Annotated in this window: 13 protein-coding genes; 4 read left to right on the top strand and 9 right to left on the bottom strand. The window is 60.9% G+C overall.

Annotated features, from left to right (window positions below; all coding sequences use genetic code 11):
* Positions 1-2: 2 nt before the first annotated feature.
* Together cysC and HZY77_RS10270 are read left to right on the top strand one after the other, a co-directional pair.
* Positions 3-1631: an adenylyl-sulfate kinase gene (gene cysC, locus HZY77_RS10275; RefSeq protein WP_296814308.1), complete on the top strand. Its 1629-nt coding sequence runs from the start codon at positions 3-5 to the stop codon at positions 1629-1631.
* 43 nt (positions 1632-1674) lie between these two features.
* Positions 1675-3204: a tetratricopeptide repeat-containing sulfotransferase family protein gene (locus tag HZY77_RS10270; protein ID WP_296814305.1), complete on the top strand. Its 1530-nt coding sequence runs from the start codon at positions 1675-1677 to the stop codon at positions 3202-3204.
* Positions 3205-3228: 24 nt separating this feature from the next.
* Here HZY77_RS10270 and HZY77_RS10265 read toward each other — a convergent pair whose 3' ends face one another.
* The 7 genes from HZY77_RS10265 to HZY77_RS10230 all read right to left on the bottom strand — a co-directional run bounded on the left by HZY77_RS10265 (position 3229) and on the right by HZY77_RS10230 (position 14262).
* Complete coding sequence (locus HZY77_RS10265; protein WP_296814302.1) at positions 3229-5052, bottom strand: tetratricopeptide repeat-containing sulfotransferase family protein; 1824 nt, start codon at positions 5050-5052, stop codon at positions 3229-3231.
* 81 nt (positions 5053-5133) lie between these two features.
* Complete coding sequence (locus HZY77_RS10260) at positions 5134-6780, bottom strand: tetratricopeptide repeat-containing sulfotransferase family protein (protein WP_296814299.1); 1647 nt, start codon at positions 6778-6780, stop codon at positions 5134-5136.
* Between the two features lie 84 nt (positions 6781-6864).
* Positions 6865-7659, bottom strand: coding sequence for a PEP-CTERM sorting domain-containing protein (locus HZY77_RS10255; protein WP_296814297.1), 795 nt, complete (start codon positions 7657-7659; stop codon positions 6865-6867).
* Positions 7660-7973: 314 nt separating this feature from the next.
* Positions 7974-9425 carry a sodium:solute symporter family protein gene (locus HZY77_RS10250; protein ID WP_296814295.1) on the bottom strand — a complete coding sequence of 484 codons (1452 nt, stop codon included), beginning with the start codon at positions 9423-9425 and terminating at the stop codon, positions 7974-7976.
* 1086 nt (positions 9426-10511) lie between these two features.
* Positions 10512-11915 (bottom strand): DUF5666 domain-containing protein, encoded by a 1404-nt coding sequence (locus HZY77_RS10240; protein WP_296814292.1) that lies wholly within the window; start codon positions 11913-11915, stop codon positions 10512-10514.
* Positions 11912-12772: a DUF6502 family protein gene (locus HZY77_RS10235; RefSeq protein WP_296814291.1), complete on the bottom strand. Its 861-nt coding sequence runs from the start codon at positions 12770-12772 to the stop codon at positions 11912-11914. The genes HZY77_RS10240 and HZY77_RS10235 overlap by 4 nt, the downstream gene beginning before the upstream one ends.
* 101 nt (positions 12773-12873) lie before the next feature.
* Positions 12874-14262 carry an NAD(P)-binding domain-containing protein gene (locus HZY77_RS10230; RefSeq protein ID WP_296814289.1) on the bottom strand — a complete coding sequence of 463 codons (1389 nt, stop codon included), beginning with the start codon at positions 14260-14262 and terminating at the stop codon, positions 12874-12876.
* A gap of 151 nt (positions 14263-14413) precedes the next feature.
* Between HZY77_RS10230 and HZY77_RS10225 the strand changes: the two genes are divergently transcribed.
* Complete coding sequence (locus HZY77_RS10225) at positions 14414-15304, top strand: hypothetical protein (protein ID WP_296814288.1); 891 nt, start codon at positions 14414-14416, stop codon at positions 15302-15304.
* Positions 15305-15371: 67 nt separating this feature from the next.
* Complete coding sequence (locus HZY77_RS10220) at positions 15372-17243, top strand: cytochrome c3 family protein (protein ID WP_296814286.1); 1872 nt, start codon at positions 15372-15374, stop codon at positions 17241-17243.
* 499 nt (positions 17244-17742) lie between these two features.
* Here the strand turns inward: HZY77_RS10220 and HZY77_RS10215 are convergent, their stop codons facing one another.
* Positions 17743-18024, bottom strand: coding sequence for a hypothetical protein (locus HZY77_RS10215; protein WP_296814284.1), 282 nt, complete (start codon positions 18022-18024; stop codon positions 17743-17745).
* A 105-nt stretch (positions 18025-18129) separates the two neighbouring features.
* A complete protein-coding gene (locus HZY77_RS10210; RefSeq protein ID WP_296814282.1) occupies positions 18130-18741 on the bottom strand; it encodes a hypothetical protein in 612 nt (203 codons plus the stop codon).
* Positions 18742-19755 lie beyond the last annotated feature (1014 nt).

Raw genomic sequence — 19755 nt, 5'->3', positions numbered from 1 at the left:
TCGTGAATCAACTGATCGCACCCTACGGCGGAACCCTCGTCAATCTGATCGATCCCGCGAAAAGTGTCGCACTCAAGCAGGAGGCCCTGAGCCTGCCTTCGCTCGATCTGGACTGGCGGCAACAGTGCGAACTTGAAATGCTGCTGACGGGCGCCTACTCGCCGCTCACCGGCTTCATGACGCGTATGCAATGCGAGCGCGTAGAAACAGATAGCCAACTCGACGATGGCACGTTCTGGCCTCTGCCGGTCACGCTCGCCAGCAAACAGAAAGCCGCCACCGACCTGAAATCGGGAGACCGGGTGGCCTTGCGCGACGGTGAAGGTTTCATGCTTGCAATATTGACCGTCAGCGATGCTTGGGAGACTGATGGCATCCGGCATCTAGGCGGGGCGATCGAGNGGGTGGCCCTGCCGCCGCATCCTGATTTTTCCGGTCTGCGCGCTACCCCGGCCGAACTGCGTGCGCTGTTTGTCCGGCGCGGCTGGCGGCGGGTGGTGGCCTGGCAGGCGCGCCAGCCGATGCATCGCGCGCAATTCGAATTCTGTCTCAAAAGTGCGATCGAAAACGAGGCCAACCTGCTGCTGCACCCGCAGGTGGGTGGAGATATTACCGAGGCGCCGGCGTACTTCGGCCTGGTGAGAAGTTTTCTCGCCATTCGCGAACGCTTCCCGGCTGCCACGACCCAGTTGTCGCTGCTGCCCGCCCCGCCGCGCGAGGGAAGCGCCCGCGCCCTGCTGCTGCGCGCCATCATTGCGCGCAACTACGGCTGCAGCCTGTTGATCGCAGGCGGAGAGCATCAGTCTGACGGCGATTGCAGGCGGGGTGAAGACCTCATCCATACGCACGCCGACCTGCCTGTGACGGAACTGGCCGGGAAGATCGGGGTACATCTCATCCCCTATCCGCGCATGGTGTACGTGGAAGACCGTGCCGAGTATTTACCCGAGCCCGAAGCGCCTGCCGGCGCGCGTTTGCTCACCCTGAGCGGCGAGGAATTCCAGCGACGCATGCAGAGCGGGCTGAAAATCCCCGACTGGTACAGCTTTCCCGAAGTGATTGCCGAATTGCACCGGCAGAGTCCGCCGCGCGAACGCCAGGGTTTCACCGTGTTTTTCACCGGCCTGTCCGGGGCGGGGAAATCCACCCTGGNNCGCGCGCTGGCGGCACGCCTGATGGAGATGGGCGGTCGCTGTGTCACCCTGCTCGACGGCGACATCGTCCGCCGCCATCTTTCATCCGAGCTCGGCTTCACCAAGGCGCACCGCGACATCAACGTGCGTCGCATTGGCTTTGTTGCGTCCGAGATCACCAAGAACCGTGGCATCGCCATCTGCGCCCCCATCGCGCCGTATCGCCAGACCCGCCGCGATGTGCGCAGCATGATCGAAGCAGTCGGCGGCTTCGTCGAAATCCACGTCGCCACCCCGATCGAGACCTGTGAATCACGTGACCGCAAGGGCTTGTATGCCAAGGCGCGTGCCGGTCTGATCCCCGAGTTCACGNGGGTGTCCGATCCTTACGAAGTGCCTGAGAAACCGGAGCTGGCGATCGATACGACGGGTCTGGGCATTGATGAGGCCGTGCAGCAGATTCTGCTGAAGCTCGAGCACGAGGGGTATTTGCGGTGAGCCCGGTCCGATGCTTTCCCGTTCTGCCGGGGCGCGGAAGACGATGAGCGGTTCCCTGCAGCGCGGCTACGCCGCACTTCAGGCGCGCAACGTGCCGGAGGCCATCAAGTGGTTCGAGCGGGCGATCGGGGAGAATCCGGAGGATATCCAGGCGATGTCCTGGCTGGGCCAGACCCTGTGCAGCGTGGGACGACGGGTGGAGGGATTCGAACGCCTGCGCGAATCGGGACGGCGCCTGCTGGAGACGGCGCGCCAGCGTGGCGACCTCAAGCCGGTGCTCGATATCGCCCAGCAAATGCAGCAGTGGAGCGACTTTGCCGGGGCGCACGAACTGCTCGAGCAGGCAGCCGCGATCAACGACAGTGAGTTTCGCGTATTCCAGATGCTTGCGGTGACGCGGGCCCAGTTGAACAGGACGGCGGCTGCGCTCGATGCTGGCCGGCGGGCTGCCGCAATGTTGCCGGCGAACAGCATGATGCAGATCCTGCTGGCAAGCCTGGAGGCCGATGCGGGGCTGAACGAAGCGGCACGTGACCGCCTGGAGACCGCGTTGGCCGCACCGCTGGAACCCCGCGAGGCGTTCCGTGCGCACAAGGAATTGGCACGGGTGCTCGACAAGCTCAAGGCGTACGACCAGGTCTTCTCCCATCTGCATGCCTCGGCCAACCTGTCCGCGTCATTGCCCGAGTATGCGCAGCAGAATCCGGCGCTGCTGCCGAACATGATCCGGGCCAACACGGCGGGTTTCGATCGCGACCTCATGGGGCGCTGGTCCGGCACGGCTTTTCCGCCGGAGTTGCCGCCGCCGGTTTTCCTCGTCGGCTTCTTCCGCTCCGGCACCACATTGGCCCAGGAGGTATTGGGTGCCCATTCCGGCGTCCACGTCGCCGACGAGGCCGATTTCGTCTGGGCCATGCAGCGCGAGCTTCATCAGATGGTCGGCGGGAGCGAGAGCACGGCGGACAAGCTGCGCAAACTGAACCATGCGGACATCCTGCACCTGCGTGCGTTCTACTGGAATCGTGTCCGCGATCGTTTTGGCGACGCCGTGNGGGAACGCAGGTTGGTAGACAAGTTCACCCTGAATACGCTTGATCTCGGCCTGATCAATACCGTTTTCCCTGATGCCAGGCTGGTATTCGTCCTGCGCGATCCGCGCGACGTCTGCCTGAGCTGTTTCATGCAGCTCATGGTGCCGTCGCCCGCGACGGTCCATCTGCTCAGCTGGCAAGGAACGGCCGACTTCTATGCCATGGTGATGGCATGGTGGCGGCACATCCGGCCGCAGCTGACGATGGACGTCATCGAGTTCCACTATGAAGATGCGGTCATCCAGTTCGAGCCGACTTTCCGGCGCGTCTTCGACGCACTGGGACTGGCCTGGGATGATGACGTGAAGCGGTTTCACGAGCACGCGGCGAATAAACACATCGCCAGTCCCAGCCGCACGCAGGTGGCGCAGCCCCTGTATGCCTCCTCGGTGGGCCGCTGGCAGCACTACGCGGTGGAGTTCGCGCCGGTGACCCCTACCCTCGAACCGTACATCGCCGCCTTCGGCTCCGCGCCTTTCTGAATCCGGCGTGGCACGCCAGCGGTCTCATTCCTGATAGCCGAAGCGTTCAATGAACGGCTGCAAGGTTGCCATGACTGGCTGGAATTCGTCCTCATAGCGTTTCCAGCGGTATCTCGCGTGCTGGTAGATCGGCTGGGTGACCTGGTGGTAGCTGGGCGTCTGAATGGCAAGCCGCTGCTGCGCATGACGCGTGTGCTCCAGTACGGCATCGCTCCAGCCCACACCGATGAATTCCAGTAATTTCTTTGCTTCCGGCTCGAAATTCGTGATCAGGTCTTCGTAGCGAATGCGTTGCCACTGAAGCGGAATACGCTCGGTGGTTTCATGCCAGGCTTCCATTACCCGAGCGTAGATTTCCGCAATGTTTTCCAGGCTAACGAACCCGGCCATGGCGTCGTTGTGGGCAAAGCTCTGCATCATGCAGCTCAGCGCGACGTCACAGGGATGGCGGAGAGCGAGAATGAAACGGGCCTCGGGAAAAACCCGCCAGATCAGGGGAACGGACACGATGTTGAGCGGCAGCTTGTCCACCAGCCGGCTGCCGGACCGGCGCACCAGATGACGTTCCGCTTCCTGGAAGTAGAGCCTGCGCAACTCGAGAATGTGCGCCTCGCTGAGCGCCTGCAGCGCGCCGCTTCCGCCGCCGGTCAACGCCAGGAAAGCCTGCTCCATTACCGCCACCATGGGCTTCTCTTCCAGGGCCTGCAAGGCCGGATGGCTGTCAAGAACCTGTTCGAGGAGGGTCGTGCCGGAACGTGGAAACCCGATCAGAAAAATCGGCGTGTCTTCCGAAGGAGGNGGTTCCCGCTGATCGAGTCCGGATGCTTCGCTGCCCAGCCACGTCCAGGCCTGATCGATGCGGGCGAGAAAGCGGGCGCGGCTGCTGCCGTCCGGATCGGTGGCCTGATCCACACCGCGCTTGCCTGCGCTCAAGTGCGGCATGACCTGTTCCGTATTGCCCATGCGGTCATGCAATTGCCCGAGCAACAAATGAATCTCGCAGCGCGTTTCCAGGGACATGGGGTGGTCGAGGATGCGCTCCAGCCTGGCCACACCCTCGGCCAGGCGATCGTTTCGCCGATCCAGGCGGGCTGCCACCAGATTGAGAAGGGGATGGTCGGGCGCGGAAGCCAGCCCGCGTGTCACGGCCGCTTCCGCTTCGTCGAGGTTCCCCAGTCGCTCGAGCAGTTCGCCTTGCTTGGCCAGAACGTCCGGCGAATCCGGGCGTCGCGACAACGCTTGCCGGTAGCATTCGAGGGCGCCGTCCATGTCCCCGTTTTTCCTTNNCAGGCTGCCCAGGTTGGCGAGAACCTCGATACTGTCGGGTCGGTGTCCGAGAGCCCGTTGCAGGAAGTGAGCTGCCTCGTCGATCCGATTCAGGGTGAGCAGCAGGGCGCCCAGATCGCTCAGCGCTTCAAACTGGGTGGGCCGCAGCGCGAGCGCCTGGCGCAGGCTGGATTCGGCATCGTGTAGTTGGCCTGATTGCAGCAGGGCGTTGCCGAGCAGGTAGTGCGGATCGGGATAGTCCGGTTTGAGCCGGATCGCCTGGCGGTAGCACGACATGGCGTCTTCCAGCTTGCCCTGACATTGCAATGCCACGCCAAGGGTATGGTGGGCGAAGGTCTGATTCGGCGCGAGCAGCACCGCCCGCCGCCCGCTGGCTTCGGCCTCGGCGTAGCGGCCCAGACGACGTTGGGTCGTGCCAAGCTTGACCCAGGCTTCCACGTCGGTAGGGTCGGTTTTGCAGGCGCTGGCATACAGCATCAGCGCTTCCTCCAGCCGATTTGCCAGGGCCAGGCTGTCGGCCTTGGCTTTNTTGCTCTGGGTCAGGATGTTTTTCTTCGCCACGGTCTGGGGTCGAAATGGGGATGTTTATTGTAGAGGGCGGAACAACGATCAAATGGCGATGATGGCAGGTACGTTCGACGATCATTGTGAAGCTGAGGTTTCAGCGACTGAGCCGGCCTCACTGTAGCCGAATTGCTGGATGAACGGCTGCAGGGTGGGCAGGATGGGGGCGAAAGCGCTCTGATAGCGTTTCCAGCGATATCGTGCGTGCTGGTAGATCGGCTGGGTGACCTGATGGTAGCTGGGCGTGTTGATGAGGGCGCGTTCCCGGGCATGGCGGGTGTGACCGAGCACAGCGTCATCCCAGCCCACGCCCAGGAAATCCAGCAGCGAGCGCGCCTCGTCCTCCAGGTTCGTGATCAGGTCTTCGTAACGCACCTGATGCCAGTTCAGGGGCAGCCGGGCTGCGTAGTCGAGCCAGCTTCCCATGACCCGGGAATAGATCTGCGCGATGCTGTCGAGGCTGACCAGGCCCGCCATGGCATCGTTGTGGCCGAAGTTCTGCATCAGGCAGCTTAAGGCAACGTCGCAGGGATGGCGGATGGCGAGGATGAAGCGGGCTTCGGGGAAGACCCGCCACAGCAAAGGGACGCGCACGATATTGAGCGGCAGCTTGTCCACCAGCAACGTGCCAGGCTGACGATCCAGAAGGCGTTCCGCCTCCGTCCAGTAGACCTCACGCAGATGGACGAGTTGTGGTTCCGACAGATTGGCCAGCGCGCCGGGTCCGCCACCGGTCAGGTTCAGAAACGCCTGCTCCAGCACCTCGGCCATGGGTTTCTCTTCCAGGGTCTGCAGGCGAGGGTGGCTGTCCAGGATCTGCTCCAGCAGCGTGGTGCCTGAGCGTGGAAAGCCGACCAGGAAAATCGGGGTCCTGTCCTGGACGGCGGCAGAGGGNGGTGTCGCCAGATCGTCGCTCATCCAGGCGCGGGCGGTCCCGACGCGGGCCAGAAAGCGGCTGCGGCTCTGGCCGTTGGGATCGGTGGCCAGTGCGACACGGCGCTTTCCCTCGATCAGGTGGGGCAGGGCCTTGTCCGTGTTGCCCAGGCGATCGTGGAGCTGACCAAGCAGCAGATGGATCTCGGCGCGGCTCTCCTGGGCTGCCGGCAGGTTGAGGATGCTTTCCAGCCGGGTTACCGCCTGCGCGTGGCGGCCGGCACGCCGGTCCAGACGGGCGGCTACCAGGTTAAGGATGGGATGGCCAGGCTCCCGGGCCAGGCCGCGGGCCAGGATCGCCTCTGCCTCCTCCACCCGGCCGGCTTTTTCCAGCAGTTCGGCGCGCTTGGCATGTACGTAGGCGGAGTCGGGTTGCAGATCCAGTGCGCGGTGGTAGAGCTCGAATGATTCCTGTACGTGCCCCTGCTGTTCCCGCAGCCGGGCGAGATTGGTGATCGCTTCCGCAGAGTTCGGCTGCAGTGACAGGGCGTGCTCCAGGAGCGCGGCTGCCTCATCCAGCTTGCCCTGGCCTTGCAGGGCGAGCGCCAGGGTGTGCTGGGCAAAAGCCAGAGGGNNGGCAAGTTTGAGCGCCCGGCGCGCGCTCGCTTCGGCTTCAGGGTAACGGCCAAGCCGATATTGCGTTGCGCCCAGCTTGGCCCAGACTTCCACATCGCTGGGATCGGTCTTGCTTACAGCCTGGTACAAGGTACACGCTTCCTCGAAGCGCCCGTTCAGGGCCAGCTGGTTGGCCTGGGCTTTCTTGCCTCGGGTCAGTATGTTCTGCTTGGTCACGGTGCCGGCCTTGGATCAAAGCGCTCATTTTAGGCAGCAAAAAACGGCGGCCAGAGGCCGCCGTTTTTCCGGCTGTTGCAGGGATCAGGCGACCTTGCGGCGACGCGCTGCACTCAGGCCGGCCAGACCGAGACCCAGCAGGGCCAGGGTAGCGGGCTCGGGGGTGGGGTTGGGGCCGGGAGGCTGGATCGTCGGCGCGAAGCCGTCCAGGTACACGTAACCGGCGTGACCGCCGTAGGGGCAGTCGGAGGCAAGCAGCGACAGGGTCAGGTCATGACCCACGATGCTGGTGCCGCCGGCGCCTGCAGTGGTGAGGTCGATATGCTCAAGCTGCCAGCCGCTGCCATACCAGCCGTTGTAATAGGTGAAAGTAGCAGGCGCGGAAGCGGAACTGAAGGAGCGGGTGAGCAGGACGGTGTTGGTGGTGTTGTCCGTCAGCGTCAGGGAGAAGTAGTCGGAGTTGTTCAGGCCATGCGAGGATTCCAGCACGGCGTTCCACTGGAAGTAGATGTCGTTGTCCGTGTAGTTGGCGACGCTCTGGGAAATCGTGGAGACGGAGTAGTTATTGATGGAGTTGTTCACCCGCACCGAGTAGTTGCCGTTATAGACCGTGTTCTGGCCGGTGTAGGGATCCGTGCCCGCGCTCATGATCGTGTTGACGGGCGTGCCGCCGGCGTATTGCGGGGCGGTCGGCAAAGCGCCGCCCGTATAGGGGACGTATACGTTGCTGGCACAGTTGTTACTGTTCCAGCAGCCACCGCCCTGGGTCCAGCCAGAGAGGTCGCCGGTCTCAAAACCGCCATTCACGAACGCCGCCGAGAAGGCGGGGCCGGAGACCATCACGGAGATGGCCAAGGCTAACGAGGATTTTTTCATCATGATGTTCTCCCGAAGGTTGTCTGAGGTTGGCATGGCTACCCGCCGTGCCCGTACCTTTTCCGAGCGTCACAACCACACGTCTTACTTGCCGATGTCGTCGTGTTGCTTTCGAAAGCAAATAAGCATTGTGCATGCCAGAAGCAAGTGTGTTTTTATTTATTCTTGTTTTACAAATACTTACATTCGTATGCGGCGACCAGCCGAGGTAAGAAAAAGAAGAAATGTAAAAAATCGACGCAGCAGGCTTGCAGACCAGGTTGCTGCGACAGGGGGCCCTGGCCCCGGCGGGTGGAATTCAAACAGGGGCTGTACGATCAGTCGAAGGACGGATCGCCATGGCGATGCTGGGCGTGCCGGCCACCGACGTGCCGGGGCGCCAGCGAGCCGACGATCATTCCGATCACGCTCGCCAGGAAACCCGCAAACTGCGGCGGCAGCAATGCCGTGCCTTCCGGCAGCCAGATTTCCATGGGCAGCCAGACCGCGAGGCCCAGAGCGATTGAAAGGTAGGCGCCTTGCTTGCAGGCGCGTTGCCAGTACAGGCCTGAAACAAGCGGGACAAAGGCGACCACGAGCGTGATCTTGTAGGCGTTTTCCACCATCTGGTAAATGGTGGCGTCGGAATACAGTGCAAACGTCGTGACGATGGCGGCGAACCCCACGACGACCACGCGCATGGTCAGGAGCAGGGTCTTGTCGTTGTGGTGTGGCAGGTAGGGCTTGATGATGTTCTCGGAGAACGTGACGGCGGGCGCTAGCAATGTGCCTGAAGCCGTGCTCATGATGGCCGAGAGCAGGGCGCCGAAGAACATGATCTGGGCGAAGACGGGCATGTGGTTGAGGATGAGCTGCGGCAGGATCATCTGCGAATCCTTGTCCAGCAGACCCGAGACCAGGCCGGGGTCGATGAGCGTGGCGGAATAGGCGATGGTGAGCGGCACGAAGGCGAAGAAGAAGTAGAAGCTGCCGCCCATGACCGAACCGGCGACCGCGATGTTTTCACTCTTGGCGGACATCACGCGCTGGAATACGTCCTGCTGAGGGATGGAGCCGAACATCATGGTGATCCAGGCGGCGATGAAGGCGATGACATCCTTGCTGTTGGCCTCTGGCCAGAAGTTGAACTGCCCTTTCTGCGCGGCATGCTGGACCACGTGGCCGAGTCCGCCCGCCATATCCGATGCCACATACAGGATGTACAAGAGGCCGACGACGATGATGCTCATCTGGAAGAAATCGGTCAGCGCCACCGACCACATCCCGCCGTATAGCGTGTAGAGCAGCACGATGGCAGCGCCGATGAGGGTGCCCTGGGTTTGCGTGATGACGCCCTGGGACAGGATGTTGAATACCAGACCGAGCGCGGTCATCTGGGCTGATACCCAGCCGAGGTAGGAAATGATGATGGCCACGCCCGTGATGACTTCCACCTTGCGGCCATAGCGTTTGCGGTAGTAGTCGGTCAGCGTGAGTAGGTTCATCCGGTAGAGCTTGCGGGCGAAGAACAAGCCGACCAGGATCAGGCACATCGAAGAGCCGAAGGGATCGGACACGATGCCGTGCAGGCCTTCGTTGAGGAAGGTGGCGGGGATGCCGAGGACGGTTTCCGAGCCGAACCAGGTGGCGAAGACGGTGGCCGTGACGATATAGATCGGCAGATGACGGCCCGCCACGACGTAATCCCGGGCAGTGTGGACGCGCGTGGCGGCATACATGCCGACGCCGATGGAGATGACCAGATAGAGGATGACGAAGCCGATCAGCATGGTGGGCAGAGTCAAAAACGATGAGAAAGAATGAGCCCTGAACCCCAGTCCGGACTGGCCCGGCTGAAGCCGCCTACTGCATACAGATTCAGCTTGTTGGCGGGATTCAGGCGATAGCTGAGNTAAAGCATGGCCTCGCTGATGGGGCCGCTGGTTCGGGTGACGGCTTGTTGCCAGTCGTAGCTGCCCCCNAATGACAGGGACGGTGTGACGCGATAATCGGTGCCGACCGACCCCAGCCAGACATTGCGATAGTTGATGGCTTCAGGATCCCCTTTCCACTTGTATCCCAGGCTGACAAAAGGGGTCCATTGATTCAGGATGGGTTTGAAGAACTCGGCCTGCAGGGTGTAATCGTTCTTGCCGGTGCCCAGGGATTTTGCCGTGCTGGCGGTACCGAACTTGATTTTCCCACTGATGTCGAGCCCCACCCATGCGGCTCGTTCGTCCAGAAGGTTATAGGTGGCGGTGGCTGAAATATCGCCCATTCCCTCGGAAATCGCTGTGGTCCGTGACGTATTGAGCGGGTCGCCTTCCGGCGTGACATTTCCATCCCCCTTGACGCGGAGCCAGGCCGTCGACAATCGCAGGCTCCAGTCGTCGGTACGATATTTCAGGCTTAACGGCAACGCCCATGTTTCGGTCTTGGTTTGGCTACCGTATTTACCGGATGAATAATCGAATCCCAGATTGGCGCTGAATTTTCCGTCGGCGGCCTGGACGGGCGAGCAAACTGTGGCCAGTAGCGTGCATATCGGGGTAATAAGGCGCATGGCAACCTTTCAAGCGGGTGGCCGAGATTTTAATGGAGGAATGACCAACTGTGCGTTGGCAAGGGCGGGCTGTTTCGATGCGAAAACACTATTTAGCTGATTGCCATGTTGTTCACGCCCGCATGTTTATCCGGGTAGAGCGTTCCAGAACGCCCTGATTTAGACAGGACGCATTCCGTGAATCCTCGGACCAACGTTGCCGTTTTGACAAATACATCCGGGGGCCGCCCAACGCAGGATGCGGGGCTTGGCGTAAATCCAGCAAAGGATTGCGATGCCAAGCATTAAAAGGTCTTGGGATCGCTCAGGCATATCAATCGTCGCGCTCGGGGCGTTCAACCCGTTCAATTCTCTCCATGCGTTCGACTTTTTCCGGGCGCTCGATTTTCTCGGGTCGCTCGACTTTTTCCGGGCGTTCGACCTTCTCCGGGCGCTCAACCTTTTCTGGGCGCTCGATCGTCTCGACACGTTCAATCTTCTCAGGACGTTCGATGGCTTCAACCCGTTCAATCTTCTCCGGGCGCTCGAGTTTTTCGGCTTGTTCCGATGAGACCGGGGAGTCTTGTTTTTCTGGCTGCTCGACACCTTCCCGAGTCGATGACTCGTTGCTCGCGCCCGTATCGTGTTCCGTCTCCTGCTGGAATGTTTTATCGTCCTGGCGGGAATGCCTGGANAAGGGGCTCCCTTCCTGGTGTGGCTTGTCGAGAGGATGTCCCGGGAAGGGCTGCGCCTCGATCTCGCGGGCACGGAGCTGGCCATCGGCACGGACGGCGTCGACTATTGCCCATCCNCCGGCACGGGGAGGAGCCTGTTTGATCCGTGTTTGCGAATCGAGCAGGAAGTGCTGGCCGTTGATGTTGATTCCCGACTTGTTGGCATGGCTGACCAGCCCCTGTATGACGACGCGGTCAACCGGCATGCCGCGCTCCTCGCGTTCGAATCGGGAGACCTGCAACCGGCCTTGCTCATAGCGGCCTTCGGCGCGGACGACGTCGCCCGGCTCGAGTTTGTGCAGGTGCCCCTTCAGCACAACGCCCTCCACCGTCAACTCGCCTTGCGCGTTGCGTTGGACTTCGCCGCTGAGACTGTCAGGCGTATCGTCCGGCACAACATCCAAACGCGTGGCGACAACGTGTCCACGCACACCCGCAAAACCGCTGACGGCGACTTTGACGCCCGGGACGAGGCCATTCGGTAACACTGCATTGGGACTCAGGCTGATATTGCGTCCTTGCGCACGTATCCCATCCAACCCGAGCTGCTGCAATGGGGAAACCAGCAGGTGTCTGACATGCAAGCGCTCGACGGAGAGCTGGCTGCCTTGCCCCTGTGCGCGCACACGCACGACCTGGCCTACGCGCAGGTCTTTGGGAGAGCCCGACTTGCCCTGGATCAAGACAGGCGTGGTCGGGAGGTAATGCAACTCCAGACCGTTCACGCAGATACTGGCGAATCCAGTGATGACCCCGTCAACTTCAACCGTGTGTCCCATACCGCCGCTGCCGCTGCCGTCTCCGCCTGGCTTTCTGTCAGGGGACAGGCCGGTCCCGCCCTGTCCGGTCCCATCAGTTCCTTCCGGTCGGAAGCCGGTACCGCCGGCACCATTGCCATCGTGCATGATGGGCGAGCCACCTGACTCGCAAGGATTGGCGGCATGAAGCGCCGGGGCCAGCGTGAAGGCCAATAACCCCAGCAGGGCCTGGTGCCAGAACTTCATGGTTTGGTGCCCAATTCTTCCTGTTCGTCGGCCTGGAAATAATACTGGCCGTAGGTCACCCGGTAGTGAGCCTGGGCATTCTGGTGATCGCGTTCCTGCAGTTCCATTGCTTTCTGGCTGAAGGCCTGCATCACTTGGCTGGAAAGTTGGCGGGCATAGGCGGACAGAATCAGGGTCGAATCCTTGCTCAAGCGATCGTAATAGACACTTCGTTCCAGCAGCGGAGGTTCATTGAGGCGGGTCAGATTGTGCGTGCATGCGCCAATGTGATCGTGCACGTTNTTACCGAGGTAGAACAGTTTTTCGTCCAATCCATGACTCGGGATGAACGCATCCGTAAGCAGTATGACGCGGCCGAGTTCGTCGATCTGGGCGACCCCNAGCCGGAGCCATTCGTCCAATACCGCGCGTGGTCGAATGTCCTTCGTCACCGAGCGCACCAGTGATTCAAAACTCATGGCGCCNCCGGTACTGGCGAGTCGATGCAGAGGCAGGGGACGGCCTTTGTTGTCCAGGTATTCTGGGTAGGCCGTCCAGCGGGCCACGATTTGTGCGCCAATGGATACGGACAGCGGGGGTTCGTCGTGACCGCTGACGATCTCATTACGCAGCCGTTTGACATCCATTCGGTGGATGCCTGTGAGCAGGCTGACCCGGCTATCGGTCTGATCCTTGCCATCAACGGGCATTGCGGTCGCCACTTCTACATAGGTCAGCTTGAGCAGGTTGGCGAGTGCAGGGTACTGCACGCTATAGTTCAGCAGCAGCTTGACCAGCGGACGCAACAAACGCTTCACCGCCGCCGTCACTGAGCGAGGCGGGGTAACGATGGCTTGGGCAACACCCTGGTCCGACATGGCTACCTGACATCAAAGTGGTTACTTATGAGTGTAACAATTTACCACGCAAATGTATGTCGTGGGTGAGTCATGGGCAGCGGCAGCAGTTTTCAGGGTGGCTATTCTGTTCCATGTTTGGTTTCAAACTGGATGCCGACTGTCTTCAGCAGATCGATGGGCAGTACGCCGCCAGCAGAAATGATGACGATGTCATTTGGCAGGGCAATCTCTCCGGATGCTGCCTCCAGCAGCACCTCNCCAGGTTCGATCCGTACCACATTCGATTTGAGCAAGACAGTGATGCGGCCGGTTTTCTGGGCTTCATCCAGGCGCTGGCGATTTTTCGGCTTGACCCGGCCGAAGGCGTCGCCCCGATAGGATAGCGCCACAGTGGTATCCGGTTCTGCGGCGATGGCAAGTGCCGCTTCCAATGCGCTGTCGCCGCCACCGATGACCAGTACCTTCTGGCCCCGGTATTGCTCGGGATCGATCAATCGGTAAACCACTTTGGGCAATTCTTCGCCGGGGACGTCCAGCTTGCGGGGCGTGCCGCGCCGTCCGATGGCCAACAGTACCGCGCGGGCTGAATATTCTCCTCCTGAGGTTTTGACCTTGAAGCCCCGGCCGCTCGATTCAATGCTTTCCATGCGTTCCCGGAAGCTGATTTTCAGGTCTGTCTTGCCTACGATGCCATTCCAGAATTCGAGCAAGGCTTCCTTGCTGATTTCCGACATCCTGACCTTGCCGACGATCGGCAACTGGACCGGGGCAGTCATGATGACCTTGTTGCGCGGATAGTGATAAACCGTGCCGCCCAACGAATCCTCCTGTTCCACGATCCGGTAGCGCAGCTTGTGCTGGATTGCACCCAGCCCGGCCGCGATTCCCGCCGGACCTGCGCCCACGATGAGCACATCCAGTTCGGCGTCCCGCTCCCCNTTGATCTTGTCCTTGATGGCGTTCATCGCTTGACGCCCCTGTTCGGCGGCCTTCCGCACGAGGCCCATTCCCCCNAATTCGCCGGCAATGAACAACCCGGGGATGTTGGTTTCGAAATTGGGCTTGACGAGCGGGATGTCGATCCCGCGTTTNTCCGTCCCGAACACCAGCTTGATGGCCTCGAATGGGCAGGACGCCATGCAGGCGCCGTGGCCGATGCAAACCGACGGATTGACCAGATGGGCCTTGCCCTCCACAAGCCCGAGCGCGCCTTCCGGACAGGCCTTGACGCATGAGCCGGATCCGATGCACCGGAGCGGATCGAACACAGGGTGCAACGAAACAGGCTCTCCCAGGCCGGCTGCCCTGGATTCCTGTAGCGCCAGCGCATGCTGTTCATTGCGCAACTGGCGCCGGCGGAAATAGAGAAANAGAACGACTGCCAAAGGCGCAAGGTAAAGAAGGACTGTTGTTAAGTTCATGAATATAAATGGTTTTAATGGTTCATGCGGCACCCGGTGTGGGGTCGCCGCAAAGGCTGCGGGCTGTCCAATGACTTTACGGAACAATTCCCCGGTTGGGCCAGGAAATTTAAAACAAAAATATCACGTGTAAAATATTTACACTTTTTTACGTAAACTTTGTTAGGATCGCAGCCGTAAACAGGGGCACCAGGGAAACCAAGAAAGCCAAGGCAATCACGTGCAACAGACTTTGAGCATGCAATCACCCACCAGGCTAAACACGCCACGGGACAAGGCGACCAAGCCGCGTAAGCGCGAAGTCGGCGCGACCGCGATGCTGCTGGGCGTGTCTGTGCTCGTTGCGTGCGCCTGGGCGATCGGGCGCTGGGGTGGATTCACCGCTGGATCACGTGTGGGTTATAACCTCGGCTTGGCCGGCGGCATCATGATGCTGTTGTTGTTTCTGTACCCGCTGCGCAAGCATTTCCGTTTCATGCATGGCCTTGGACCGGCCAAATACTGGTTTGCCTTGCACATGACACTGGGGATCCTGGGCCCCCTGTTCATCCTCGCGCATTCGCGTTTTCACGTAGGCTCGATCAATGCAGGAATTGCGCTGGCCAGCATGTCGCTGGTCGCAGGGAGCGGCATCATCGGTCGCTTCATCTATACGCGTATCCACCATGGACTCTATGGACGCCGTGCCAGCTTGCAGGAGTTACGAGAACTGGCCGGGCTGAACTCGAAGGAGGTTCAGTCCAGGCTTGCCTTTGCGCCCAGAGTGGAAGGTGCGCTGGCCGATTTTGAGGCTGAGCTCGCAACACCCCAGCGGAATCGTTTGAGATCCGTGTGGACATTTACCACGCTTTGGTTGCGTGGCCGCATCGTTTATATGCGTTGCGTGCGCGAACTGAATCAGCTTTATCGGGACCACGCCCACGCGCAGGGCTGGGATCACGCTAAAACCCAGCGCCGCCTTGCGGCAGCCAAGCATCTGGTCCGCACCTATTTGCAGGGCGTCCAGCGCGTTGCCCAGTTCAATACCTACGAGCGCCTGTTCTCGCTTTGGCATGTCCTGCATGTGCCGCTCGTATACATGCTGGTGTTCAGCGCGATAGCACACGTTGTCGCCGTACATATGTACTGATGAAGCTGGCGGGCGAGGAAGAAGAATCAAAAACGGTTGCGTGGTTTCCATAAGAACGTTTTTCGCTGTGCTGCTCCTGCTGCTGTCAGGGGTGACGGCGGGACTGGGACCTCGCCAAGCGGAGGCGGGTGCGCTGGAAAACGTGCTGATGCCGGGCAAGCTCATCCAGGGGCATGCCAAGGCGGAAGAGAAGTGTACGAACTGTCATGTCCGGTTCGACCGGGAAGGACAAAACAGACTGTGCCGGGACTGCCACAAGGACGTGGGCCAGGACATGGCACAGAAACAGGGGTACCACGGACGGATCAAGGAACAGGCTTGTCGCACCTGCCATACGGAACACAAGGGACGCGAGGCACGGATTGTCGTGCTGGACGAGAAAAGTTTTGACCACACGCTGACGGATTACCCGCTCAAGGGAAAGCACACGGAAACGGAATGCAGCAAATGTCACCAGCCAGGGAAGAAATTTCGCAGTGCGCAGAGCGTGTGTGTCGCGTGCCACAAGAAGGACGACACGCACAAGGGAAGGCTGGGTTCGAAGTGTGCGGATTGCCATACCGAGTCCGGCTGGAAAGAAGCGCGGTTCGACCATGACACCACGGATTTCAAACTTGAAGGCAAGCATGTCAATGCGACGTGCAGGGATTGTCACCGGGACAATGTCTTCAAAGACACGCCTATGGCCTGCGTGTCGTGTCACCGCAAAGACGACAAGCACAAGGGCCGTTTTGGCGAAAAATGCCAGACCTGTCATCACGCCAAGGCCTGGGATGCCGTGGACTTCGACCATGATGAATCCACGAAATTTCCCCTGCGCGGCAAGCATCGGCAGGCCCGATGCGATACCTGCCATACCGGGAACCTGTACCGGGACAAATTGCAGACGACCTGTGTCGCGTGCCACAAAAAGGACGACAAGCACAAAGGCACACTGGGCGAGAAATGTGGCGACTGTCACGTCGAGCGCGCCTGGAACGAGGCGCGCTTCGATCACGCTCAATCCCGTTTCCCGCTACGCGGCAAGCATGCGGGCATTGAGTGCAAAGCCTGTCACAAANGCCCGCTCTTCAAGGATGCACCCATGAAATGCATCGCCTGCCACAAGAAAGATGACAAGCATAAAGGCGGATTGGGCGACGCGTGCGACTCCTGTCATGGCGAGCGCGACTGGAAGGAAAACCGCTTCGATCACGGCAGAACGCGATTTGCGTTGTCAGGCCGTCACCGTTCCGTGAAGTGCGACGACTGTCACCAGGGGCAGAAGTACAGGAATACGCCCATGACCTGTAACGCCTGCCACAGGAAAGACGACGTGCACAAAGGCCAGCAAGGCGAAAAATGCGAGCAATGCCATAGCGCACAGGACTGGAAGCAGACCACGTTCAACCACGGCCTCACCCGTTTTCCCCTGCTGGGCAGGCACTTGGTTGTTGAATGCAAANAATGCCATGCCACGGCTCAATTCAAGGATGCCAAGACGGAATGCGTGGCGTGCCACGACAAGGATGACACCCACAAGCGGCGTCTCGGCGATCAGTGCGAAAGCTGCCATAACAGCCGCGATTGGCGGTTGTGGGACTTCAACCACGCCACTCGGACCCGCTTCAGGCTCGAAGGTGGGCATCGGGGCCTGGATTGCTATAGCTGTCACAGACAACCCGTTTCAGGAAAGGCCTCCCTGCCGATGGGATGCGTGAGCTGTCACGACAAGGATGATGTGCACGACGGCAGCTTCGGCAGGCAGTGCGAGAAATGCCATGGCACGGATTCTTTCAAGCAGGTCCGTCTGCGCCAGGGCCAAAATTCACCGCCCACGAAAATCGCGGCTTCAGAAGTGGCCTGTCCAACCGCCGTTCGGGGAGGATGCCAGGGCGGCGCCAGACAAGCCGTACGTGCTTTGCAGGCCATGTTTGCTTCGGGAGGCGACGCACGATGAAGGATGCCTATTCTGTTGTCAGGTCACGCATTCTTCCAGGATTGTGGCAGCTATGGGCCGTTCTGCTGCTCTGCGTAGCAAGCATGGTTACCCAGCCGACCCTCGCTGCGGGGTCAGGTGCTGCCGGTTTCGATCATGCGAAGACAGGCTTCCAGCTGAGTGGGGCTCACCGGAACGTGCGGTGCGAATCGTGCCACGTCCAGGGTGTTTTCAAGGGAACACCTACCCAGTGTTCGAGTTGCCATGCCAGCGGCAGCCAGCGCATCACGGCCGCTGCCATGCCGGCCACACATATTCCGACCAAGCAGGCATGCGAAACCTGCCACAACACCTTGTCATTCGCGGGAGCGCGCTTCAACCATATAGGCGTCGCGCCCGGCACGTGCGCCACCTGTCACAACGGCAGCACGGCCAAGGGCAAGCCGAGCACGCATATTGTGACGACGGCCGCTTGCGACACGTGCCACAAAACCAGCGCGTGGACTCCCGCCAGTTTCAATCATGGCGCGGTCACCCCAGGTAGCTGCGCCAGTTGCCACAATGGCAAGACCGCGACCGGCAAGCCAAGTACGCATATCCCGACCACGGCGTCCTGCGACACCTGCCACAAGACGGTTGCCTGGAAACCCGCCGCCTTCAGCCATGGCGGGGTTGCGCCAGGGGCTTGTTCGACCTGCCACAACGGCAGCACGGCCACGGGCAAACCGGCTACCCATATCCCCACCACGCAGGCGTGCGACACCTGCCACAAGACCAGCGCCTGGACGCCGGCCAACTTCAATCACAATGGCGTGACCACGGGGAGTTGTGCAACGTGCCACAACGGCAAAACTGCGACCGGCAAGCCGAGTACCCATATCCCGACCACAGCGTCCTGCGACACCTGTCACAAGACCGTTGCCTGGAAGCCCGCTGCTTTCAGCCACAGTGGGGTTGCTCCGGGAACCTGTGCGACCTGCCACAACGGCAGTATCGCCAAAGGGAAGCCGACCACGCATATCCCCACCACGGCTGCTTGTGATAGCTGCCACAAGACTGCTGCCTGGGTGCCTGCCAATTTCAACCATAGCGGGGTTGCCCCTGGCACGTGTGCGACTTGCCACAATGGCAGCACGGCCACAGGCAAACCCACCAGCCACCTTCCTACCACGCAGGCCTGCGACACCTGCCACAAGACTGCCAGCTGGAAACCCGCGACGATGAACCACACGGGTATTGCGCCCGGAACCTGTGCCACCTGCCATAACGGAACAACTGCGGCAGGCAAGTCCGCGACCCACATTCCGACCACGGCTGCGTGTGATACCTGCCATAAGACCTCATCGTGGAATACGGCGACGATGAACCATACCGGCATTGCCCCTGGCACCTGTTCGACCTGCCACAACGGCACCACCGCCACAGGGAAACCCACGACCCACCTTCCGACCACGGCTTCATGCGACACCTGCCACAAGACCAGTGCTTGGACCCCGGCTACCTTCAGCCATACCGGCATTGCCCCGGGACGTGCTCGACCTGCCATAACGGCACAACCGCCACGGGTAAACCCACGACCCACATTCCAACCACGGCTTCATGCGACAGCTGCCACAAGACCAGTGCCTGGACGCCTGCGACTTTCAGTCATACCGGCATTGCTCCCGGAACCTGTGCAACTTGCCACAACGGCACCACGGCCACGGGCAAACCGACTACCCACCTTCCGACCACGGCGTCCTGCGACACTTGCCACAAGACCAGCGCTTGGACACCCGCGACTTTCAGCCACACGGGTGTCGCGCCAGGTACCTGTTCGACCTGTCACAACGGCACGACTGCCACGGGCAAGTCGACCACGCACATTCCTACGACCCAGTCCTGTGACAACTGCCACAAGACCTCTGCCTGGACACCTACGACCTTCAGTCACACCGGCATTGCGCCTGGCACGTGCTCGACTTGCCACAACGGCACCACCGCCACGGGCAAGCCCACGACCCACCTTCCGACCACGGCGTCATGTGACACCTGTCACAAGACATCCGCCTGGACCCCGGCTACCTTCAGCCACACTGGCGTCGCGCCTGGAACGTGTGCAACTTGCCACAACGGCACGACCGCCACGGGCAAGCCGACCACACATATCCCTACGACTCAGTCGTGCGACACCTGCCACAAGACCAGTGCTTGGACCCCGGCTACCTTCAGCCACACCGGCGTCGCGCCTGGAACGTGCGCAACTTGCCACAATGGAACGACTGCAACCGGCAAGCCCACGACCCACCTTCCGACCACAGCTTCATGCGACAGCTGCCATAAAACATCTGCCTGGACGCCCGCGACTTTCAGTCATACGGGTGTGGCGCCAGGTACCTGTTCGACCTGCCACAACGGCACGACCGCCACGGGCAAGCCCACGACCCACCTTCCGACCACGGCGTCATGTGACACCTGTCACAAGACATCCGCCTGGACACCTGCGACTTTCAGTCATACCGGCATTGCCCCGGCACGTGCGCAACTTGCCACA

It is taken from the genome of Thiobacillus sp., from assembly GCF_013693775.1.
Taxonomy (GTDB): Bacteria; Pseudomonadota; Gammaproteobacteria; order Burkholderiales; family Thiobacillaceae; genus Thiobacillus.
This window is presented reverse-complemented; position numbering and strand designations above follow the sequence as displayed.